The organism is Pseudarthrobacter phenanthrenivorans (assembly GCF_036455295.1).
GTDB classification, from domain to species: domain Bacteria; phylum Actinomycetota; class Actinomycetes; order Actinomycetales; family Micrococcaceae; genus Arthrobacter; species Arthrobacter phenanthrenivorans_C.
Genome location: NZ_JAYXNX010000008.1, coordinates 139,560 through 162,240, shown reverse-complemented (window position 1 = coordinate 162,240; position 22,681 = coordinate 139,560). Strand labels below are relative to the sequence as shown.

The 22,681-nt window shown below is 64.6% G+C and carries 21 protein-coding genes; all 21 read left to right on the top strand.

From position 1 onward, the window contains the following. Positions 1-155: 155 nt before the first annotated feature. The 21 genes from rho to VXJ37_RS12370 all read left to right on the top strand — a co-directional run bounded on the left by rho (position 156) and on the right by VXJ37_RS12370 (position 22,617). Positions 156-2,288: a transcription termination factor Rho gene (gene rho / locus VXJ37_RS12470; RefSeq protein ID WP_331323331.1), complete on the top strand. Its 2,133-nt coding sequence runs from the start codon at positions 156-158 to the stop codon at positions 2,286-2,288. A gap of 230 nt (positions 2,289-2,518) precedes the next feature. Next, complete coding sequence (prfA, locus tag VXJ37_RS12465; RefSeq protein ID WP_331323330.1) at positions 2,519-3,592, top strand: peptide chain release factor 1; 1,074 nt, start codon at positions 2,519-2,521, stop codon at positions 3,590-3,592. Positions 3,593-3,608: 16 nt separating this feature from the next. Next, positions 3,609-4,508, top strand: coding sequence for a peptide chain release factor N(5)-glutamine methyltransferase (gene prmC / locus VXJ37_RS12460; protein WP_331323329.1), 900 nt, complete (start codon positions 3,609-3,611; stop codon positions 4,506-4,508). After that, a complete protein-coding gene (locus VXJ37_RS12455) occupies positions 4,505-5,266 on the top strand; it encodes an L-threonylcarbamoyladenylate synthase (RefSeq protein WP_331323328.1) in 762 nt (253 codons plus the stop codon). Before prmC ends, VXJ37_RS12455 begins: the two co-directional genes overlap by 4 nt. A 1-nt stretch (position 5,267) precedes the next feature. Further along, entirely contained in the window at positions 5,268-6,179 is a 912-nt protein-coding gene (locus VXJ37_RS12450; protein WP_331323327.1) for a glycosyltransferase, read from the top strand. A gap of 6 nt (positions 6,180-6,185) precedes the next feature. Further along, complete coding sequence (locus VXJ37_RS12445; protein WP_331323326.1) at positions 6,186-7,148, top strand: glycosyltransferase; 963 nt, start codon at positions 6,186-6,188, stop codon at positions 7,146-7,148. Between the two features lie 99 nt (positions 7,149-7,247). Further along, positions 7,248-9,116 (top strand): polysaccharide biosynthesis protein, encoded by a 1,869-nt coding sequence (locus VXJ37_RS12440; RefSeq protein WP_331323325.1) that lies wholly within the window; start codon positions 7,248-7,250, stop codon positions 9,114-9,116. Continuing rightward, positions 9,116-10,138, top strand: coding sequence for an MraY family glycosyltransferase (locus tag VXJ37_RS12435; RefSeq protein WP_331323401.1), 1,023 nt, complete (start codon positions 9,116-9,118; stop codon positions 10,136-10,138). Before VXJ37_RS12440 ends, VXJ37_RS12435 begins: the two co-directional genes overlap by 1 nt. A gap of 99 nt (positions 10,139-10,237) precedes the next feature. Continuing rightward, positions 10,238-10,720, top strand: a complete 483-nt coding sequence (locus VXJ37_RS12430; RefSeq protein ID WP_331323324.1) for a hypothetical protein — start codon at positions 10,238-10,240, stop codon at positions 10,718-10,720. Then, entirely contained in the window at positions 10,713-11,051 is a 339-nt protein-coding gene (locus tag VXJ37_RS12425; protein WP_331323323.1) for an AtpZ/AtpI family protein, read from the top strand. The genes VXJ37_RS12430 and VXJ37_RS12425 overlap by 8 nt, the downstream gene beginning before the upstream one ends. A gap of 81 nt (positions 11,052-11,132) precedes the next feature. Then, a complete protein-coding gene (gene atpB, locus VXJ37_RS12420) occupies positions 11,133-11,933 on the top strand; it encodes a F0F1 ATP synthase subunit A (protein ID WP_159631646.1) in 801 nt (266 codons plus the stop codon). Between the two features lie 110 nt (positions 11,934-12,043). Further along, on the top strand, positions 12,044-12,262 hold the full coding sequence (atpE, locus tag VXJ37_RS12415; protein ID WP_003804776.1) for an ATP synthase F0 subunit C: 219 nt from the start codon (positions 12,044-12,046) through the stop codon (positions 12,260-12,262). Between the two features lie 54 nt (positions 12,263-12,316). Continuing rightward, positions 12,317-12,868, top strand: coding sequence for a F0F1 ATP synthase subunit B (locus tag VXJ37_RS12410; protein WP_188571160.1), 552 nt, complete (start codon positions 12,317-12,319; stop codon positions 12,866-12,868). Then, entirely contained in the window at positions 12,868-13,695 is an 828-nt protein-coding gene (locus VXJ37_RS12405; RefSeq protein ID WP_331323322.1) for a F0F1 ATP synthase subunit delta, read from the top strand. The genes VXJ37_RS12410 and VXJ37_RS12405 overlap by 1 nt, the downstream gene beginning before the upstream one ends. A gap of 78 nt (positions 13,696-13,773) precedes the next feature. Then, positions 13,774-15,411, top strand: a complete 1,638-nt coding sequence (gene atpA, locus VXJ37_RS12400) for a F0F1 ATP synthase subunit alpha (RefSeq protein WP_331323321.1) — start codon at positions 13,774-13,776, stop codon at positions 15,409-15,411. A gap of 72 nt (positions 15,412-15,483) precedes the next feature. Then, complete coding sequence (locus VXJ37_RS12395) at positions 15,484-16,374, top strand: F0F1 ATP synthase subunit gamma (RefSeq protein WP_255172585.1); 891 nt, start codon at positions 15,484-15,486, stop codon at positions 16,372-16,374. 82 nt (positions 16,375-16,456) lie between these two features. Further along, positions 16,457-17,911, top strand: coding sequence for a F0F1 ATP synthase subunit beta (gene atpD / locus VXJ37_RS12390; protein ID WP_331323320.1), 1,455 nt, complete (start codon positions 16,457-16,459; stop codon positions 17,909-17,911). 1 nt (position 17,912) lies between these two features. Further along, entirely contained in the window at positions 17,913-18,197 is a 285-nt protein-coding gene (locus VXJ37_RS12385) for a F0F1 ATP synthase subunit epsilon (protein WP_018760117.1), read from the top strand. A 10-nt stretch (positions 18,198-18,207) separates the two neighbouring features. Continuing rightward, a complete protein-coding gene (locus VXJ37_RS12380; protein ID WP_331323319.1) occupies positions 18,208-18,639 on the top strand; it encodes a DUF2550 domain-containing protein in 432 nt (143 codons plus the stop codon). Positions 18,640-18,643: 4 nt separating this feature from the next. Next, on the top strand, positions 18,644-19,972 hold the full coding sequence (locus tag VXJ37_RS12375) for an alpha/beta hydrolase (protein ID WP_331323318.1): 1,329 nt from the start codon (positions 18,644-18,646) through the stop codon (positions 19,970-19,972). Beyond that, entirely contained in the window at positions 19,954-22,617 is a 2,664-nt protein-coding gene (locus tag VXJ37_RS12370) for a bifunctional lysylphosphatidylglycerol flippase/synthetase MprF (protein WP_440589802.1), read from the top strand. The genes VXJ37_RS12375 and VXJ37_RS12370 overlap by 19 nt, the downstream gene beginning before the upstream one ends. The last annotated feature ends 64 nt before the right edge of the window (positions 22,618-22,681 follow it).

Below are 22,681 nucleotides of genomic sequence, written 5' to 3'. Positions count from 1 at the left end.
GGGCGCAGCGCAAGGTGAATCAGTATCCGGCCCTGCTGGCCGAAATCCAACCGGCAAGGCCGCAAAAATCCCGGCTGCAGATCTGAACTGCAGCCCAGATCAAATCATCGCGCCCAGCTCCCAGTCCGGGCGCCGTCGAGGGGGAAGGATCCTTCGTGACCGAAACCACTGAGCTGTCGCCAGCTGTGGAACACACAACTTCTGCTGCCGAATCAATGGCCGCACCCGCCAAGAGCAACGGCCTCGCAGGCCTGAAGCTCGCCCAGCTGCAGGCCCTTGCCAGCCAGCTCGGTATCTCCGGCGGTTCCCGCATGCGGAAGGGAGACCTGGTCTCGGCCATCTCCGCCCACCGCGCCGGAACCCTTACTGCCAAGGCCCCTGCGAAGTCCGCTGAAAAGGCTCCGGAAAGCATCGTGGCTCCGGCTGCCGCTGCACCGGCTTCCACTCCCGAGGCTCCAGCAGCTGAGGCCCCTGCCGCAGAGGGCACCCGTGCCCGCGGACGCGGCCGCAGCCGCCGCGCAGTCAGCGACGGCGTGGTTGCCCCGGCAGCCGAAGCTCCCGCTGTGGACACAGTTGCCGCGCCTGCCGCTGCAACTGTCGAGGCGCCGTCGGCAGCTCCTGCCGAAACCACCGAGGCAACTGAAGGCGCACCCGAGCGCCGTCAGCCGCGTACCCGCAACCGCCGCCGCAGCGAAGCTGCCGCCGCGCCCGTCCAGGAAGCCCCCGTGGAGACCCCGGCAGAGCAGCCCGCCGGTGAACAGCGCGAGCAGCGCGCTGAAGCGCCCGCAGCGGAGCAGTCCGACGCCGGCCAGCGCACTGAGCGCCGCGAGGGCGGACGCACCCGCGGCCGTGACAACACCCGGGACTCCGACGGCGGCCGTGACAACCAGGGCAGCCGCGAGGCAGGCCAGCGTGACGGCGGCCGTGACAACCGCGACGGCGACGACACCGACGGCGGAAGCCGCCGCAACCGCCGGAACCGCCGTGACCGCAACGACCGGAACGACCGCTCCGGCGGCCAGGACCGGGACAACTCCCGCAACGACCGCTTCCGCGACCGCAACGACCGCCGCCGCGGCCGCAACCAGGGCCCGGACGTGGACGACGTCGAAGTCACCGAAGACGACGTCCTGCTGCCGGTCGCGGGCATCCTGGATGTCCTGGAGAACTACGCGTTCATCCGCACCTCCGGCTACCTGCCCGGTCCCAACGACGTCTACGTCTCCCTGGCCCAGGTCAAGAAGTACAACCTCCGCAAGGGTGACGCCGTGGTTGGCGCCATCCGTGCACCTCGCGAGGGCGAGGACCGCAACCAGCAGTCCAACCGCCAGAAGTTCAACGCCCTGGTCCGCGTCACGTCCGTGAACGGCAAGACGCCGGAGGAACTGAAGGACCGCGTCGAGTTCGCCAAGCTCGTTCCGCTGTACCCGTCCGAGCGCCTGCGCCTGGAGACCGACCCCAAGAAGATCGGTCCCCGCGTCATCGACCTCGTCGCCCCGATCGGCAAGGGCCAGCGTGGCCTGATCGTCTCCCCGCCCAAGGCCGGCAAGACGCTCATCCTGCAGTCCATCGCCAACGCCATCACCACCAACAACCCTGAGGTCCACCTCATGATGGTGCTGGTTGACGAACGTCCTGAAGAAGTGACGGACATGCAGCGCACAGTCAAGGGCGAGGTCATTGCCTCCACCTTCGACCGTCCCGCCGACGACCACACCACCGTGGCCGAGCTCTCCATCGAGCGCGCCAAGCGCCTCGTGGAAATGGGCATGGACGTTGTGGTGCTCCTGGACTCCATGACCCGACTGGGACGCGCCTACAACCTGGCAGCACCGGCCTCCGGCCGCATCCTGTCCGGTGGTGTGGACTCCGCAGCCCTGTACCCGCCCAAGCGCTTCTTCGGCGCCGCCCGCAACATCGAGAACGGCGGCTCACTCACCATCCTGGCCACCGCTCTCGTCGAGACCGGTTCGAAGATGGACGAGGTCATCTTCGAAGAGTTCAAGGGCACCGGCAACATGGAACTGCGCCTGTCCCGCCAGCTGGCTGACAAGCGCATCTTCCCGGCTGTGGACGTCAACGCGTCAGGCACCCGCCGCGAGGAGAACCTGCTCTCGCCCGAGGAAGTCAAGATCATGTGGAAGCTGCGCCGCGTCCTCTCCGGACTCGAGACCCAGCAGAGCCTTGAACTGCTCACCAACAAGATCCGGGAAACCCAGAGCAACGTCGAGTTCCTCATGCAGGTGCAGAAGACGACGCTTGGTGCGAAGTCGGATAACGACAAATAACACATTGGGGAGCGGCTGATCTGCTGCCCTGGTGCTGACGCCGCACGGATTTTTCCGCCCCCGCCCCTACGCTGGGAGGCTTTCGATCTTCGATCGTCAGCCTCCCAGCTTCGGCAGGCCCGATGCCACTCCCGGGGCGGAAAAATTTGTGCGGCTTCGTCGTTAAGTCACCAGCCGCTTTCCCGTTTTTGTTTGTTACTAGACTTATCCAAGTCGAAAGAGGTTTATAGATGTTTGAGTCCGTACAGGGCCTGCTTGATGAGCATGATGCCATTCAGGCGCAGCTGGGGGATCCTGCTGTGTACGCTGATCAGCGGCTTGCCCGGAAGCTTGGGCGGCGGTCGGCTCAGCTCAATGGCATTGTTGATGCTTACCACAAGTGGGAAGGCCTTCGGGATGACCTTGCTGCCGCCAAGGAAATGGCTGCCGAGGATCCCGAGTTCGCTGCCGAGGTGCCCGAACTGGAAGATTCGCTCGAGGTTGCTGCGGCCAAGCTGCGGCGCCTGCTGATTCCCCGCGATCCGGATGATGCCCGCAATGTGATCCTTGAAGTCAAGGGTGGCGAAGGCGGCGACGAGGCTGCCCTGTTCGCCGGCGACCTGCTGCGCATGTACACCCGCTACGCAGAGTCCCGCGGCTGGAAGACAGAGATCATTTCCGCCACCGAATCGGACCTCGGCGGGTACAAGGACGTCCAGATGGCCGTCAAGGGCAACTCAAACGACCCGGCCGAGGGCGTATACGCCCGGCTCAAGTTCGAAGGCGGCGTGCACCGCGTCCAGCGCGTGCCTGTAACTGAGTCCCAGGGCCGCATCCACACCTCCGCCGCCGGCGTGCTGGTCCTGCCCGAGGTTGATGAGCCGGAAGAGCTCGAGATCAACCAGAACGACCTCAAGATCGACGTGTACCGTTCCTCGGGCCCGGGCGGCCAGTCGGTCAACACCACCGACTCTGCGGTCCGCATCACGCACCTTCCCACCGGCATCGTGGTGGCCATGCAGAACGAGAAATCCCAGCTGCAGAACCGCGAAGCCGGCATGCGCGTCCTGCGGGCCCGCATCCTGGCGCACCAGCAGGAGCAGATCGACGCCGCCAACTCGGAGCAGCGCAAGTCGCAGATCCGCACCATGGACCGCTCCGAGCGCATCCGCACCTACAACTACCCGGAAAACCGGATCGCTGACCACCGCACCGGGTACAAGGCCTACAACCTGGACCAGGTCATGAACGGTGACCTGGAACCGGTGATCCAGTCCGCGATCGAGATGGACGAACAGGCCCGGCTCGACGCCATCGGCGACTGACCGGAACCTGCCACCCATGACCGAGCCCATCCACGCGGCGTCCGCCCGGACCCTGGCCGAAGCGGTCCGTGAGGCTGCGGCGCTCCTGGCAGAGGCAGGCGTGCCCAGCCCCCGGGTCGACGCCGAGCTGCTGGCGGACCACCTCCTCAACGTCGGGCTGGGGCGCCTCCGTTCCCTGATGCTGGGTGACACGCCCGCGCCCGAAGGGTATGCCGAACTCGTTGCCGAGCGTGCGCGCCGCATCCCGCTGCAGCACATTACCGGGGTGGCGCATTTCCGTTACCTGGAACTGGCGGTGGGGCCGGGGGTGTTCATTCCCCGACCCGAGACCGAATCCGTGGTCCAGCTGGCCATCGACCACGTCCGGGGCATGGACGGCCCGCGCATTGTGGATCTCGGCACGGGATCCGGTGCCATCGCAGGCTCCATCGCGCACGAAGTACCCGGCGCAGAAGTGCACGCCGTCGAGTTCAGCCCGTTCGCGCACGCCTGGGCAGCCAAAAACCTTGACCCTCTGGGGGTGCACCTCATCCTTGGGGACCTGCGGGACGCCTTTCCGGAACTTAATGGAAGTGTCGACGTCGTGGTGTCCAACCCGCCCTACATCCCCGCCGAAGCCATCCCCAATGAGCCCGAAGTAGCGCTGCACGATCCACCCGAGGCTTTGTACGGCGGGGGAGCGGACGGCATGGACCTTCCGACGGCGGCAGCGGCCTCAGCGGCCCGCCTGCTGCGCCCAGGGGGCTACTTCGTCATGGAACATGCAGAAGTCCAGGCCGGCTGGATTGCGGCCATGCTTGCAAGGACCGGACCATGGACAGCCATCACCACTCACCTGGACCTCAACGGCAAGGAACGCGCCACCAGCGCCGTGCTCGCTGAGGAGTCCGCACGGAATGAAAGAATGGGCCAGTGACCACAACTTATGACTGCACTATCCACGACGAGCGGGCCCGGGGCCTGGAGCACGCCCAGCGCGCCATCAGCGAGAATAAGTGCGTCGTGCTTCCCACGGACACGGTTTACGGGATCGGCGCGGACGCGTTCTCGCCGCAGGCCGTCACCATGCTGCTGGTTTCCAAGGGGCGCAGCCGCACCATGCCCCCGCCCGTCCTGATTCCGCGGATCAATGCCCTGGACGGCCTGGCCACCGAGGTTTCGGCTGACGCCCGCAAACTGGCAGAGGCCTTCTGGCCCGGCGGCCTGACCCTGATCCTGCACGCGCAGCCGTCGCTGGACTGGGACCTTGGCGAAACCAAGGGGACAGTTGCGCTCCGGATGCCCGCCGACGAGGTGGCCCTGGAACTGTTGACCCTGACCGGCCCGCTTGCCGTTTCCTCCGCCAACCGCACCGGCCAGTCTCCTGCCCAAACTGCCGCGGCGGCGCAGGAGCAGCTGGCGGAGTCCGTTGAGGTGTACCTGGAAGGCGGCCCGCGCCCGCTGGAGGGCGAAGCGGGGGTGCCGTCAACCATCGTCGATGCCACAGGCCCCGTTCTGCGCGTAGTCCGCGACGGTGCAGTGAGCCTGGAGCGGCTTCGCGAGCACGTTCCGGGCGTCCTGGGACTGGGTGAGGTGGCCACGGCGCCCGAGGAACCGGCGCCGGGGACGGAACCTGAGGCAACCAGCGCAGGCAGCACGGCGGTCAGCGACGCCGAAAACGTTGCGGGAAACTGACGTGCAGCCCAAAGTCGCCGTTGCTGCGGTAACCTTCGACCGCCACGAGGAACTGGCCCTGCTCCTGAAGGGCCTGGCGGCGCAGACGGCGCCGATCCATTCCATCGCCCTGGTGGACTCCGGCACGGTCCCGGCCAGCGACGTGGTCACGTCCGGGGGAGCGGAGAACATCAACTACCTCCGCTCCGAGGCCAACCTGGGCGGTGCCGGGGGTTTTGCCTACGCGATCCTGGCTGCCATGGCCAGCGGCGCGGAGTGGATCTGGCTGATGGACGACGACGGCCACCCGGAGGACGCCACCTGCCTGGCCGAACTGCTCCAGGCCGCGGAGGAGCACCAGCTGGACATCATCAGCCCGCTGGTGGCGGCTACGGCGGACCCCAACCGGCTGTCCTTCAATTTCCGCATCAACGGACTCCTGACCAACGACCGTTCCCGCCTTGCGCCCATGGGCTACCTTCCGGACATGGTCCACTTCTTCAACGGTGCGCTGATCCGGACTGAAGTCTTTTACAAGATCGGCATTCCCGACGTGAAGTTCTTCATCCGCGGGGATGAGGTGGACTTCCTTTCCCGGGTGAAAAAGGCCGGCCTCAAGTATGGAACACTCGCCACGGTGGCCGTCCGGCACCCCGCCACCTGGACGGAAATGAAGCCCATCTTCGGCGGCTTCATCACTCCCGTGATTCCCGAAGGGGAGTTCAAGCGCTACTGCTACTTCCGCAACCGGGGCTATCTGACCCGCAAATACCGGAACGTTCGCTGGTTCAGCGCAGACATCGTCGGCTTCCCCTACTTCTTCCTGAAGACCGGTGACTTCCGGGGCCTGGCCCACTGGTTCGGTGCCTACTCCACCGGCTTCCGCGGCAAGGGCTTCGGCTCCCCGGCGGAACTGATGTCCGGCAGGAACTAGGCCGCCGTGGAGAACCTGTACGCCGTCGTCGTCACCTATAACCGCGCAGATTTCCTGCGCAACCTTCTGGACTCCTTCGCCCGGCTGAACACCCCGCCGGCGCGCATCCTCATCGTGGACAACGCCAGTACCGACCACACGCCGGGAGTCGTGGCGGACGCCATCAGCGACCAAGGTCCGCGCATCCATTACGAGCGGCTGGACCGGAATGTGGGCGGGGCCGGCGGCTTCTCCCGCGGCGTGGAGCTGGCGCTCGAGTCGGGTGCCGAATGGCTGTGGCTGATGGACGACGACGTCGAGGTCCTTCCCGGCGCCGTTGAAGCACTGGACAAGTTCACCGCGGACTACTCGTGCATGATCGGCCGCCGGTACGACGCCAACGGCAAACCGTTCTTCTGGCAGCATCACTTCGTTGAGGCGTTGGGCATCTTCCTGCCGGTCTCGCGCGACGTGTTCAAGCATTCAGACGTATTCCGCACCAATGTGGGCAACTTCGAGGGCATGCTGGTCAAGGCCGCGGTGGTCCGTGACATCGGCCTGCCGGACCCTCGCTTCTTCATCACCTGGGATGACCTGATTTACGGTTGGCTGGCCGCGCAGCGCACTCCGGTGGTGTACGTGAACGCTTTCGTGATCAGGAAGGTCCGTGCGCAACGGCAGGTTGATTTGGGGCTGCGCCACCTCAACGACTCGTCCGACTTGAGCCGCCGCTATGTAATGCGCAACCGCGGGCACGTGGCGCACTACCTGAAGGCCTACGGCAAGTACAACCGCGCCGGTTTCGCGGCCGGGACTGCCCTGACGTTCCTCAAGGAAATGGTCCGGCTGATGCTCGTGGAGCGGACGCTCAAAGGCACCGCTCCACTGTGGCAGGGATGGCGTGAATCGCGCACGATTCTCGCCGACACGGGATGGAAACCCATGCCGCCGCTGCCGGCGCATCCGGGAAGCGGCAGCCAAAGAGTTTAGTATCGTTCTAGGCCCCGACGCCGTCCGACGGTTTTTGCGGCGGGGATTTTTGAAACAGGCGCTGGCCGCCGTGGTAGTGGAAGTCGGTTGCATCTTCTGTTGAGTACAAAATCTGAAACGCGCGCACCTGCCGCTGTACGGGACGAGAAGCCCGCCCTCTGGATCTGGATCCAGCTCTTCCTGGACTCCATGTCGTGGGTGGTGGCCATCGTCCTGGCGTTGCTGCTGCGCTACGAGATGGGCATCCGGGTCGAACAGTTCGCGGGCGCCTTCGCCGTTGCCGCCATCGCCGTCGTCGTGCAAATGCTCGCCGGCTACTCCCTGGCTCTTTACCGCGGCCGCTACCCGTTTGGCAGCTTCCAGGAAGCCAGGGCACTGGTAATCGTCACCGTCATCGTGGCCGCTTCCATCACGGCCAGCCTGCTGGTGCTGTACGAGGCCATCAACATTGGCCGCAGCGTGGGCCTTATCGCCTTCCCGTTCGCCTGCCTTTTCATGGCCGCCACCCGGTACGCCAAGCGTCTCTATGTGGAAAGCCGTACCCGGCCAGCGGATGGCGCACAGAACACCCTTGTTTACGGCGCCGGGTTCCTGGGCAACTCGCTGGTGACCAGGATGCTGCAGGACCCGGACTCGCCCTACTTTCCCGTCGGACTGATCGACGACGACCCAACCAAGAAGCACCTCCGGCTTTCCGGAGTGCAGGTGCAGGGCCGGGGAGACGACCTGCCGGCCATCATCCGGCGCACCCGGGCCAGGGTCCTGGTCCTCGCTTTCGCCAACGTCGAAGCCGGCCTGGTACGGCGAATTTCCGACGCCGTGGCAGGCCTGAATGTCCGCGTCCTGGTGCTGCCCCCGTTGCGGGACATGCTCGGCAGCGGGACTCCCGCCGGCTTCTCTGACTTCCGGGATGTGGCCGTTGAAGACCTGATTGGGCGCCGTCCGGTTGACATCAAGGTTGATGAGATAGCGGGCTACATCACCGGGAAGCGGGTCTTGGTCACGGGGGCCGGCGGATCGATCGGGTCCGAACTCTGCCGCCAGATCGTGCAGTTCAGCCCATCCGAACTCATCATGCTGGACCACGACGAGACCGGCCTGCAGCAAACCCAAATTTCCATCACCGGCCGCGGCCTGCTGGCCGGGCGCGATACTGTGCTCGCCAACATCCGCGACGGGGAAGCGCTGCAGGCAATCTTTGCTGACAGGCGCCCCGAGGTGGTGTTCCACGCGGCAGCCCTCAAACACGCGCCATTGCTGCAGCAGTATCCGGTGGAGGCCTGGAAGACCAACGTCTGCGGCACGCTGAACGTACTGCGCGCCGCACAGCACGCCGGTGTTTCACACTTCGTCAACATCTCCACGGACAAGGCTGCCAATCCCACCACGGCCCTTGGCCACTCCAAGCGGGTAGCCGAAAAGCTCACTGCCTGGATGGCTGGCCAGACCCAGCGGAAGTTCGTCTCCGTCCGGTTCGGCAACGTCATGGGCAGCCGGGGGTCGATGCTTCCCCTCTTCACCGAGCAGATCCGCGTGGGCGGTCCGGTGACGGTTACCGACCCGGACGTCACCCGTTTCTTCATGACAATCCCGGAGGCTTGCCAGCTGGTCATCCAGGCCGGCGCCATCGGCGCGGGCGGCGACGTCCTGATCCTGGACATGGGTGAACCCGTGCGCATCCTGGACGTGGCGCAGCGGATGATCGCGATGTCGGGCAAGGATGTCGAGATTATCTATACCGGGCTGCGGCCCGGCGAGAAGCTGCATGAAGTGCTGGTGGGCGCAGGGGAGCTGGACGAGCGTCCGCTGCATCCAAAAATCTCCCACACCAAGGCAACAGAGCAGGATCCGGACAAGCTGGACCTCAACGTCTGGCTGGCCCGCTGCGAGGCGGAACAGGGCGCCGGCATTGGCGATATTCCGGACGACGAAGCCGACGACGCGGGCCCGGTCAGGGTGGCGTCGTGATGCCGTTGGTCCTCGTCGCCGCCGTGACACTGGTGGCCAGTCTCCTGCTTCCGTTCGCAGTGAAACCGTGGCTGGTGCGGATGGGCGTGGTGGATGTCCCGTCCGCGCGCTCATCGCATGTCAAAGCCACCATCCGCGGCATGGGTGTGGCGGCTGCGCTGGCCACCGTCATCGGCTACGCGGCAGCGGTGCTGCTGGGAGTCGTCACCGTTGACCGCTCCATTTCCGCAGTGGTGCTCGGCATCATCGCCGCCTGCGCCGTGGTCGGCTGGGTTGAGGACCTGCGCGGCCTGTCCATCAGCGGGCGCGCCGGCGCCCAGCTCGGCATCGGGGCGGCTGGCTCCGCAGCGCTGATCGTGCTGACGGGGCAGTCCTTCTGGTGGCTGCCGCTCGCCGCACTGGCCATTGCGGCCTACGTCAACATTGCCAACTTCATGGACGGTGTCAACGGCATTTCAGGGCTCCACGGGGCTACTGCAGGGGTTGCCTACGCGGTGGCGGGAGCGTTGTCGGAACAGCCATGGCTGACGGCCGGCGGCACGGTGCTGGCGATGGCCTTCCTCGGTTTCCTGCCGTGGAACCTTGGCCGGGGCTCCGTCTTCCTGGGGGACGTGGGCAGCTACCTGCTGGGCGCCTCGATCGCAGCCCTTGCGGTGGCCGGCTTCCTCAGCGGCGTCTACGTCGAGTATGTCCTGTCGCCGATCCTGGTGTACGCCGCCGACACCGGCTACACGCTGCTGCGGCGGATCAAGGCGGGGGAGCGTTGGTACGCGTCCCACCGGGAGCACGTCTACCAGCGGCTGACGGACGTTGGCTTCTCGCATCTGCAATCGGCCGGTGCGGTGACGCTCTGCACGGTGGCAGTCATCATTCTTGGCTTCGTTGCCGCCACCGCGTCCTTGCCGGTGGTGGTCCTCTGCGTCACGGTGGGCGTGCTGGTCCTTGCCTTGTACCTGGCGAGCCCGGACCTGATCCGCAGGCGCCGCCGGAGGTCCAGGGTTACGCGCCTGCCGGTGACCTAGCCATGTTCTATCTCGTGTAGAATTTAGGTGCAGCCCAAGCTGCCACTCCACCCCCTGCCTCCTGGCGATTCGCCATTTGGTGCCGACGATTGGGATCGAATGACCTCCAACGCCGAGTCCGGACCTGCCTCCGGCAAAGGACACGTTGGCGCTTCCGGCCCCGCCGCCTCCCTCTGGCTGAACCTGCTCAAGCGCAGTTCGATTGCCGCTGGTGCCGGCCTTGCGCTGTGCGCCATCCCTGCCGGCCTCCTCAACGGAGCCACCGGGGCCGTATCGAGTGTACTCGGCGGCCTCCTGGTGATGCTGTTCTTTGGAATAAGCCTGCTGATCGGGCATTACGTTGGCCGCAGCAATCCCTCGGGTGCGATTGGCGTGTTTGTGGCCACCTACTTCATCAAGGTAGTTGGCTTCGCTGTGGTCCTGTTTGTCATTGGCGCTCCGGAATGGCTTCACGGCCGCTGGTTCATCATTGGCGCCGTGGTAGCCGTCGTCCTCTGGCAGGCCGCCGAAATCCACGGCTTCAGCAGGGCCCGCCTCCAGATCTACAACGACCCGGAAGACAAGGGTGCAGCTGATGCGTGATCCGAAGAAAGCCGCGGGCGCCCCCCATGGCAAACACGGCACGAACGGCTCTTCATCCGCCGCTTCCGACCCCTCCACCGATGGCGGTTACAACGCCGGAATGGCTGTGTTCAGCTACATCATTGGCGGAATCATCGTCTGGAGTTTGATAGGGTGGGGACTGGATTATCTGTGGGGAACGCGCTGGATTGTGCTCGCAGGCGCTCTGCTTGGAGCCGTCGGAGGTTTCTACCTTTCCCACATGCACGGCCTTACCAGTTCCCGCAAAACTGCTGATGAGCGCCATGCTTCCAGCGCACCGTCCCAGGACGGAAAAGATAATGCCAAATAATTTCACAGGGGGAACAGCAGGCTGTCAGGCTGCCGGACCCCGCCCAACGCCCAATGATGGACACTGCAGAGAGGAAACGCGTTGATCGCGCTTGCGCTCCCGGCCCAAGATTCAGGAGAGTTCACTCCTCCTGGAATTAACGAAATGCATTTGCCGGCAATCCTGCCGTGGGGTGCCGCAGAAGGATTCTCCAAGCAGATGCTGCTGGTCCTCCTCTCTGTCGTCTTTATCGCAGTCTTCTTCGTGCTCGCCGCACGCAAGCAGCAGCTGGTACCCGGCAAGCTCCAGTTCGCCGGCGAAGCCGCTTACGGCTTTGTCCGCAACGGCATTGCCAAGGACATTATCGGCGGCAGGGACTTCATCAAGTACGTCCCGCTGCTTTTCAGCCTGTTCTTCTTCATCCTGGTCAACAACATCTACGGCGCCATCCCGGTGTTCCAGCTCCCCACGTTCTCGCACGTGGGTGGAGCCTATGTGCTGGCCGGCCTGGTCTACGTCACCTGGATCGCCATCGGCGTGAAGAAGAACGGCCTGCGCTACTTCAAGCTCGCAACCGTCCCCTCGGGCGTGCCGTGGTACATCCTGCCGATCGTCATTCCGATCGAGATCATCTCCAACTTCGTTGTCCGGCCCGTCACGCACAGCCTCCGTCTGTTCGCGACCATGCTCGCCGGCCACCTCATCGTCATGATCGCCGGTTCCGGCATCGAGTACCTCATCATGCAGGAGAACGTGCTGCTGAAGGGAACGTCGATCCTGGTCCTGGCCGGCGCCATCGCCATGTACATGCTCGAGGCCCTGATCATGGTCCTGCAGGCCTACGTCTTCACGCTGCTGACTGCGATCTACATCGAAGGCGCGCTGCACGCCGACAGCCACTAGGCACCCCGCCGGCGGCGCGACGCTTCGCCGGCACACCACAGTCTTCCCCTCGCGGGGATGAAGCAACCCAAACAACCTGCCGCACAAGCGGCATCTTGAAAGGAAAAAAAATGGAAGGCTCCATCAACGGCTCCCTCAACCTCATCGGCTATGGCCTCTCGGCTATCGGCGGTGGTATCGGTGTGGGTCTCGTGTTCGCTGCCTACATCAACGGCGTTGCACGCCAGCCGGAAGCCCAGCGCGTCCTGCAGCCGATCGCATTCCTGGGCCTGGCGCTGACCGAAGCACTCGCCATCCTGGGCCTGGTCTTCGCTTTCGTTCTCAAGTAAACCTTCAGAACTTCAGCGAACATTCAGAACCGAGTAGATAAGGACGGGTGAAATATGCATCAGCTGATCATCTCAGCCGCCGCTGAAGGCGACGTCAACCCCCTTGTTCCCAATGGCTGGGAAATGCTGGTTGTCTTCGTGGGCTTTGCCATCCTCTTCTTCATCGTGGTCAAGTATGTTGTCCCGATGTTCGAGAAGACCTTCGCAGAGCGTGCCGAGGCCATCGAAGGCGGTATCGCCAAGGCTGAAAAGGCCCAGGCTGAGGCGTCTGCTGCACTCGAAGAGTACAAGCAGCAGCTGACCGACGCCCGCACCGAAGCCAACCGCATCCGTGAGGAAGCCCGCGCCGAAGGTGCCCAGATCCTCGCGGATCTCAAGGAGAAGGCGGCAGCCGAGTCTGCCCGCATCACCGCACAGGCCCACGTACAGATCGAATCCGAGCGCCAGGCGGCCGTTGTGTCCCTGCGCTCTGAGGTAGGCACCCTGGCTACCACCCTCGCCGGCCGCATCGTGGGCGAGTCCCTCGACGACGATGCACGCGCAGCACGGGTTGTGGACCGTTTCCTGGCAGATCTGGAGTCCCAGAACGCAGGTGCAGCTAAGTAATGGCAGGCGTATCGAGCGAATCGCTGGCAACAGCACTGGCCGCTTTGGAAGCGAAGCTTCCCACGGCGTCGCTGCAGCTGGCAAAGGAACTCTTCGGAATTCTGGGAATGGTGGACAGCTCGGCTGGCTTGCGCCGTGCCCTGACTGACCCCTCCCGCAGCGGCGACGAAAAGTCTGCGCTGGTCAGGCAGCTGGTTGGCGGAAAAGTCTCCGCTGATGCTGCTGAAATCGCGGGCGGACTGGCCAGCTCACGCTGGGCATCGGCGCGCGACATCGGCGATGCACTCGAGACTCTTGCCGCAACGGTGGTCATTTCCGTTGCTGAAAACAAGTCGGCCGTTTCTGCCTCCGGAATCACTGGCCTGGAAGAGCTGGAAAACGATCTGTTTTCCTTCAACCAGGCTGTTGCCTCCAGCCACGAGGTACAACGTGCTCTGTCCGAACCGCAGGCAAGTGCTGCAGCCAAGGCTGTCCTTGCCGGCAAGGTGGTGCCCGGCGTTAGTGAGGAAGCCAAAGTCCTCATCACGCAGGCAGTCACCCAGCCGCGCGGCATCAAGCCCACCCGGCTGGTGGAACGGTTTGCCGAACTGGCGGCCAAGCGGCAGCAGCGCTGGATTGCAACGGTCAGCGTGACACGTCCCCTGATGCAGACGCAGATGTACCGCCTCCAGGCGGGCCTCAATGCACTGTACGGACGGGAACTGAAGGTCAACATGAACGTTGACCCGTCGCTCATTGGCGGAATCCGCGTCCAGGTGGGTGACGAAGTGCTCGACGCTTCGGTCATCACCCGGCTGGGCGAACTGCAACGCCAGCTGGCCGGCTAGCCGGACAAGCACACCAAAACTGATAGAAACCCCGGTCACCGTTGACGGTGATCACAAACAGGAGAGCAGGGACTGCAGATGGCCGAATTGACCATCAACGCCGACGACGTCCGTAATGCGTTGAACGAGTTCGCGGCGTCCTACGAACCCGGAAACGCAGAGCGCGTAGAGGTCGGCCGTGTAACGACCGCAGGTGACGGCATCGCCCGTGTTGAGGGCCTTCCCTCGGTCATGGCGAACGAGCTTCTTCGCTTCGAAGACGGCACGCTGGGCCTGGCCCAGAACCTTGACGTCCGCGAGATCGGTGTCATTATCCTCGGCGACTTCCAGGGCATCGAGGAAGGCCAGGAAGTGCACCGCACCGGGCAGGTATTGTCCGTTCCGGTCGGCGACGCCTTCCTCGGCCGCGTGGTTGACCCCCTGGGCCAGCCCATGGACGACCTCGGCGAGATCAAGGCTGAGACCACCCGTGCTCTGGAACTCCAGGCGCCCGGCGTGACCCAGCGCAAATCGGTCCACGAACCGATGCAGACCGGCCTGAAGGCCATCGACGCGATGATCCCGATCGGCCGCGGCCAGCGCCAGCTGATCATCGGCGACCGCCAGACCGGCAAATCCGCCATCGCGATCGACACCATCATCAACCAGAAGGCCAACTGGGCTTCCGGCGATGTCACCAAGCAGGTCCGCTGCATCTACGTCGCCATCGGCCAGAAGGCGTCCACCATCGCCGCCATCCGCCAGACCCTCGAGGACAACGGCGCGCTGGAGTACACCACCATCGTGGCTTCTCCGGCTTCCGACCCCGCAGGCTTCAAGTACCTGGCACCGTACGCGGGCTCGGCCATTGGCCAGCACTGGATGTACGGCGGCAAGCACGTCCTGATCGTGTTTGATGACCTGTCCAAGCAGGCCGAGGCATACCGCGCCGTGTCGTTGCTCCTCCGCCGCCCGCCGGGACGCGAAGCCTACCCGGGCGACGTCTTCTACCTGCACTCCCGCCTGCTGGAGCGTTGTGCCAAGCTCTCCGACGAGCTCGGCGCCGGCTCCATGACGGGCCTGCCGCTGATCGAGACCAAGGCGAACGACGTGTCCGCCTACATCCCGACGAACGTCATTTCCATCACCGACGGCCAGATCTTCCTGCAGTCGGACCTCTTCAACGCCAACCAGCGCCCCGCCGTTGACGTGGGTGTCTCCGTGTCCCGCGTTGGCGGTGCAGCCCAGGTGAAGTCCATGAAGAAGGTCTCCGGTACCTTGAAGCTGGACCTTGCCCAGTACCGCGACATGCAGGCGTTTGCGATGTTCGCATCCGACCTGGATGCAGCGTCCCGCCAGCAGCTGACCCGTGGCGCCCGCCTGATGGAACTGCTCAAGCAGGGCCAGTACTCGCCGTTCCCGGTCGAGGACCAGGTTGTGTCCATCTGGGCCGGCACCAACGGTTACCTGGATGACGTCCCGGTCGAGGACATCAGCCGCTTTGAAGCTGAGTTCCTGGAGCACCTCCGCCACAGGTCCTCGATCCTGACCACGCTCGCCCAGACCAACGTACTGGACGATGACACGGTTGCCGCTCTGAAGTCCTCGATCGTGGACTTCAAGAAGGGCTTCTTCGGCGAAGGTGACAACCACCTGGTAGGCGCCGGCCACGAGGAGCATGACGCTATCTCCGAGGGCGAAGTCGACCAGGAAAAGATCGTCAAGCAGAAGCGCTAGTTCCGCATCGCCGGGTGTGCCGGGCCCCAGGGTCCGGCACACCCGGCTACGGAATGTTAGGAAAGGATAAGTATGGGAGCCCAGATCCGGGTCTACCGCCAGAAGATCAGCTCGACCACGTCGATGCGCAAGATCTTCAAGGCGATGGAACTGATCGCTACCTCGCGCATCGGGAAGGCCCGTGCGCGCGTAGCAGCTTCACTGCCTTACGCGAACGCGATCACGCGCGCCGTTTCTGCTGTCGCCAGCCAAAGCGAAATCGACCACCCGCTGACCACTGAGCCGGAGCAGATCCGCCGTGCCGCCGTCCTGGTAATTACCTCGGACCGCGGCCTGGCAGGTTCCTACTCCGCCAGTGTGCTCAAGCAGGCGGAAGGTCTCTTCGAGCTGCTCCACGACGAAGGCAAGGAAGTCAAGACCTACCTCGTGGGCCGCAAGGCCCAGGCGTACTTCGAATTCCGGAACCGTGAATATGCACGGGTCTGGACCGGAGGAACCGACGCTCCAGAGTTCGCCACCGCCCGTGAAATCGGCGAGGCGCTGCTGTCAGATTTCGCAACTGACTTCGAGGAGGGCGGCGTGGACGAAATCCACGTTGTCTACACCCGCTTCAAGTCCATGGTTACCCAGGAGCCGACGGTCATCCGCCTGCTCCCGCTGGAAGTAGTGGAAGAACAGGCTGCTTCGGAATCGGAGCTCCTGCCGCTGTACGAGTTCGAGCCGGAAACGGAGCGTGTCCTTGACGCCCTGCTGCCGCGCTACATCGAATCCCGGATCTTCGCAGCCATGCTGCAGGCGGCAGCTTCCGAGCTTGCAGCCCGCCAGCGGGCGATGAAGTCCGCAGGCGACAACGCAACGGACCTGATCAAGAAGTACACGCGCCTGCGCAACACGGCCCGCCAGGCCGAAATCACGCAGGAGCTCTCCGAGATTGTTGCAGGTGCCGACGCCCTCGCGTCGTAGCCTCCCGACCCTCGGTTCCGCGGAACCAGCACCACCACAGCTAAACTGAACCCCACGCCATCTACTGAATGAAGTGAGAGAGATGACTGCCACTGCTACCGAACACGTAGCCGCAACGTCCGGTGCAACCGGCCGTATTGCGCGCGTAATCGGCCCGGTTGTCGACGTCGAATTCCCGGCTGACGCAATCCCGTCAATCTACAACGCCCTCACCACCGAGATCACTCTCAACGGTGAGACCAAGACCATTACCTTTGAAGTTGCGCTGCACCTCGGCGACAACCTCATCCGCGCCATTTCGCTGCAGGCGACCGACGGCCTGGTCCGCGGCACCTCCGTGGTGGACACCGGTGCCCCCATCTCCGTGCCCGTAGGTGACGGCGTCAAGGGCCACATCTTCAACGTCCTGGGCCAGCCCCTGGATGTTGCCGAGTCGGAACTGCAGATCAGCGAACGCTGGCCGATCCACCGCAAGGCGCCCAACTTCGCCTCGCTCGAAGGCTCCACCGAGATGCTGGAAACCGGCATCAAGGTCATCGACCTCCTCACCCCGTACATCAAGGGTGGAAAGATCGGCCTCTTCGGCGGCGCCGGCGTGGGCAAGACCGTTCTGATCCAGGAAATGATCACCCGTGTTGCCCGCAACTTCGGTGGTACTTCCGTCTTCGCCGGTGTTGGCGAGCGTACCCGTGAGGGCAACGACCTCTGGGTTGAAATGGAAGAGGCTGGGGTCCTCAAGGACACCGCCCTTGTATTCGGCCAGATGGATGAGCCGCCGGGAACGCGTCTGCGCGTGGCACTGTCCGCACTGACCATGGCGGAGTACTTCCGCGATGTGCAGAACCAGGACGTGCTGCTCTTCATCGACAACATCTTCCGCTTTACCCAGGCCGGCTCCGAGGTATCCACCCTTCTGGGCCGCATGCCTTCGGCAGTGGGCTACCAGCCCAACCTGGCGGATGAAATGGGTCTCCTGCAGGAGCGCATCACCTCCACCAAGGGCCACTCCATCACCTCGATGCAGGCAATCTACGTTCCCGCAGATGACTACACCGACCCGGCGCCGGCCACCACCTTCGCGCACCTGGATGCAACCACGGAACTTTCCCGTGAAATTGCTTCCCGTGGCCTGTACCCGGCCGTGGACCCGCTGACGTCCACGTCCCGAATCCTGGATCCCCAGTACATCGGCAAGGACCACTACAACACGGCTGTCCGTGTGAAGCAGATCCTGCAGAAGAACAAGGAACTCCAGGACATCATCGCCATCCTTGGTGTCGATGAGCTCTCCGAGGAAGACAAGATCGTGGTGTCGCGTGCGCGCCGCATCCAGCAGTTCCTGTCGCAGAACACCTACACCGCCAAGCAGTTCACCGGCGTGGAGGGTTCAACGGTTTCCATCAAGGACACCGTGGAAGGCTTCGCCGCCATCTGCGACGGCGACCTCGACCACATCGCGGAGCAGGCGTTCTTCAACGTCGGTGGCCTCGATGACGTTGAGCGCCAGTGGGCCAAGATCCAGGAACAGACCAAGTAATATGGCTGAGCTTGAGGTTGAGATTGTCGCAGCGGACCACTTCGTGTGGTCCGGAGCGGCCAAGATGGTCAAGGCCCGCACCAGCGATGGTGAAATCGGAATCCTGCCCGGCCACTCGCCCCTGCTGGCGATCCTGGCCGAAGGTGAACTGGCCATCCAGCCGGTGTCCGGGGACCGCATCGCGGTGGATGTTGACGGCGGGTTCTTCTCCGTTGACAACAACCGCGTGGTGATCGTTGCTGACAACGCCCAGCTGGGCGGCTCGGCTACCGCTGGGATCCGCTAGCACGACCTTGATGGACGCACCGGGTATTTCGTTCATCGCACTGGCAGTCGCTTTCGGATTGCTGATTTTTGCACTGTGCCTTTCGGGGGTGCGCCGCTTCAACCTGCGGCGTGCCCTCGGCACGGTGGACGCCTCCATTTGCATGGCTGACAACAGCTGGCAGATGGGGGTTTGTCGTTATCAGGACAATGATCTCGAATGGTTCAGGCTGATTTCCCTGAGCGTGCGCCCCAAGTACACGTTCAAGCGGAGCTCCCTGGAACTCCTGGGCCGCAGGAAGCCTACTGAAGCAGAAGCCGTGAAAGTCCAGCCCGACGTCGTCATCGTCGAACTAAGATACGAAGGGCAGGATGTGCGCCTCGCCATGAAGTTCGATGCCTACACGGGCCTGTCCTCCTGGCTGGAAGCGGGACCCGTCATTGGCGTAGGGACGTGGCGCTAGCCACGTGGATTGGTTACTAGACATCCGGCTTACGGACGGTCCGCTGTATGCAGCCGTCCTGGTACTGGGAGTGGGCGGCGCGGCCTACCTCCTGGTCCCACCCATGCGTGCCTCCGAAGGCGCGCTTTTGCGCATCCGGGCCTGGGCAATCCGGGTATTCATCGCTGTGGCGGCAGCCTTCGTCCTGGTGGCGACAGTCCACTGGGTGATGATCAACGTGCTCGCCGTCTTTCCGGCGGACATCCCCGACCCTGTTTTGCTGTGGTTCGTGCCTGCCGTCGCTGCCGTCATCCTGGGCATCCTCAGGGTGCCCAGGTCCAGCTGGATCCACTACGGGGCAGGCTTCCTCGCCGTAATCCTGGTGATACTGCTCTCAACCATCCAGATCAACGCCTACTTTGGGCTCAACAGGACCGTCAGCGATCTGCTCGGTACGGCCTTGGCCCGGATACCGGCACTTGAGCAGCAGCTCATGCGCCGCCCCGGGCAACCCGACGGCGTTCCGCTCCAGGGCTGGAAGGCGCAGGGGGAGTTGCCTGCCGGGGGCGCCCTGCGGAAGACCGCGATTCCCGGCACGGCGTCCGGCATGAACGTGCGGGATGCCTACATCTATCTTCCGCCGGCGTATTTTGCGGCGAACCGGCCCGCACTGCCGGTGCTGGTGCTGGTGGCCGGGCAGCCCGGCGGCCCGGCCGACTGGCTCACCGGCGGCGCACTCCGCGGACACATGGATTCCTTTGCCGCCACCCATGGCGGAGTATCCCCGGTCGTGGTTATCCCCGACCCCAACGGCTCCCAGTCCGCCAACACCATGTGCATGGACAGCCGCATTGCCAAAGCGGATACTTACCTGTCGCAGGACGTGCCGCACTGGATCAGTTCAACACTGGCAGTGGACACCAACCACAGCCACTGGGCCATCGGCGGGTTCTCCTTTGGCGGCACCTGCGCCGTGCAAATGGGGACCAGGCATCCGCACATCTACGCCGACGTCCTGGCATTTTCCAGCGAGGCGGAGCCAGCCATTGCCAAGGAGCGGCAGAAAACCATTGACGCAGCCTTTCCCGGACACCCCGACGAATTCATCAAGCAGACTCCGCTGGAGATCATGAAACACCAACGCTTCGAGTCCCACGGCATGTACCTGACCGCAGGCCAGAACGATCCGGAGTTCGTGGCGAACCTCCGGACGCTTGCCGCTGCCGCCCAGGACGCCGGGTTCACGGTGCAGGCACACGTTGTGGAACATACCGGGCACTCCTGGGATACCTCCTCCAAGCGCTTTACCGATGCACTGCAGTTCCTTGGCACCCAATGGGGGCTCACGTGGTGACCACTAAAAATCCGGACCGGACCGTTGCCCTGATGTGGAACGCCGTCGGACGCCCCGCAGTCCTCCGGGTACTTCGCACGTTGACGGCCATGCCCTTCACCTTGAGTGTGGTTGCCACCTTCCTCGGCGCCGCTGCCCTGACCGGAAGCTTCCTTGACGGACCGCCTGAGCACCTGCTCGGGCTGGCGTCCGTCAGCGGCCCGGGGCTGCGCGGGGGCCAGTGGTGGTCTTTGTTCACCAGTCTCTTCTTCGCCACCAACCCGCTCGCCTACATCACGGCGTCGCTGATGATGGTTCTGCTGCTGGGGCTTGCGGAGCGCAAACTGGGCCGCCGCGCCGCCATCGGGCTGTTCTTCGGCGGCCAGTTCGCATCCGTCACTGTTTTCCTGCTGGTGACCCAGCTGGCCGCCTATGTGGGAGACGGCTGGCTGGACACCATGGCTGACGACAACCTGATCGGCCCGTACGCCCCGGTGCTGACGGCGGGCCTTGCCGCGAGCGCCCGGATCACCCTGCTGTGGCAGCGCCGCCTGCGCACCGCGGTGCTCACCATCTCGCTCCTCCTCGTTCTGTACGTGGGGCATGCCGAAACGGTCATTGGCCTCATCGGTGCCCTGCTGGGTCTGCTTGCGGGCTGGTGGATCCAGGGGGACCAAGGGCGGCTGCACCGCCACCGGTCCACTGGCCGGGAGACCAGGAACCTGCTGGCGCTCACCGTTGCCGTGTTCGCCGTCGGTCCCATCCTGACCGGCATCACCCGCGCGCCAACCGGTCCGCTGGCACTGCTGCGGGACGTCGTGCTGAGCCCAATGCCCACGCTCAGCCAGCTGGTGTTCAACTGCGGGGCAACTGTTGACGCCTCCTGCCTGGAAACGGGAAGGGCAGGTTTCGCAGGACCCTTTGGCCTGGCCCTGGCGGTGGTACCGGTCATCCTGCTGCTGATCTGCGCGGACGGCATGCGCCGCGGCCGCCGGCTCGCCCTCAACATCGCCTTGACCATCCAGTTGGCAGTCACGGCATTGGCGGCCGTGTACCTTACGCTGTTCGCCCTCGTCCCATCACGGCTACAGGGCACGCATTCAACCCCGCTGTCCTCTGCTTTCGCCCACGTGCTTCCGCTGGTGGTGGTCCCGCTGCTGCTGGCCGTCATCCTGTGGCTCAACCGCCGGCAGTTCCGCGTACAGACCCGCCCGGGTGCGCGCCGCGTACTGGTGGCCGTGGTCTGCGGGACGTGGCTGGTCCTGGCCGGTTCCTATACCGCGGCCTGGTTCTTGTCCGGGGGACTGGCCCGCGACGGCGGGTTGCTGGGCCTGTTCGCCGAATTGGCGCGGCAGTACGTTCCGGTGCCGATTCCACAGCAATTCCGCAGGGTCTTTCCGGACCAGGACAGCGCCGAGGCGATACTGTTCGCCTACTCCGGTCCGGTGTTCTGGCTTGTGGCCCTGGTGGCGGTGTGGTGGGTGCTGGTGGGCCGGAACCACGGCCTGAACTTCGGCCGGCAGGACCGGGACCGCGCACGCGACCTGCTCCACCAGGGCGGCGGCCCGCTGTCCTGGATGGCGCTGTGGGAGCCGAACACCTACTGGTTCAGCCCGGACGGCGCCGGTGCCATGCCTTTCCAGCAGCACGGGACGGTGGCCCTGACCCTGGGCGGCGCCATCGGCGACCGAAAAGCGGAGCAGAAGGTCACGGAAGGTTTCCTGGACTACTGCCGCGGCCAGGCCCTGATACCGGCGCTGTACTCCTGTGACGACACCATGTGGCCAATGCTGCGGGAACGCGGCTTTTCCCGGGTGGCCGTTGCGCAGGAGACGCGCCTGGCGCTGAACGAGCTGGAGTTCAAGGGAAAGGAATGGCAGAACGTCCGGACCGCCCTGAACCGTGCCGCGAAGCTGGGGGTGCACGCCGTCTGGGGCTCGTACCACTCGCTGCCCGCGGGACTCCGGTTGCGGCTCAACGAAGTGTCCGAGGAATGGGCGGCCGGCAAGTCTGTTCCGGAAATGGGCTTTACGCTGGGCGGGGTGGATGAGCTCGACGACGAGGAAGTCCTTTGCTGCCTTGCCGTCGACGGGAACGGCGCTGTCCACGGAGTAACCAGCTGGCTGCCGGTGTACGACGACGGCCGGCTGGTGAGCAGGACGCTGGACGTCATGCGCCGCGGCAGCGAGGGGTTTCCGGGCGTGATGGAGTTCCTGATCGCGTCGGCCGTGCTGGAGTTGCGGGATTCGGTTGACGTGATCTCGCTGTCGGGCTCTCCGCTGGCTACCCGTCCGGACACCGGCCAGGAGAAGCCTGCAGGCTCAGCAGAGCCGGCAGCCGGCGGCCAGCCGGGAGACGCCGGGCAGCCGGGTGCCCAGGACGGGGTGGCCGAAAGCGACGCAAACGACGATGGCGGCGCCACCGATGAGGGCGCCCAGAACCTGGTGCGGATCCTGGACCTGGTGGGCCGCGCACTTGAGCCGGTGTACGGCTTCCGCTCCCTGGCGGCCTTCAAGTCACGGTTCAAACCCGAATACCGCGCCCTGTACCTCTACTACCAGGACCCGCTGCATCTGCCGGCCATCGGCAGGGCACTTACCCGGGCCTACCTGCCCGGGCTGTCCCTGGCGCAGGGTGCCCGGCTGGTGGGAAAATTGGTCAGCTGACCACCTCAACAGCGGCTGTGAACCGCGGGTGCTAAAGCCGGGGAATCAATAAAGTCGCATTCCA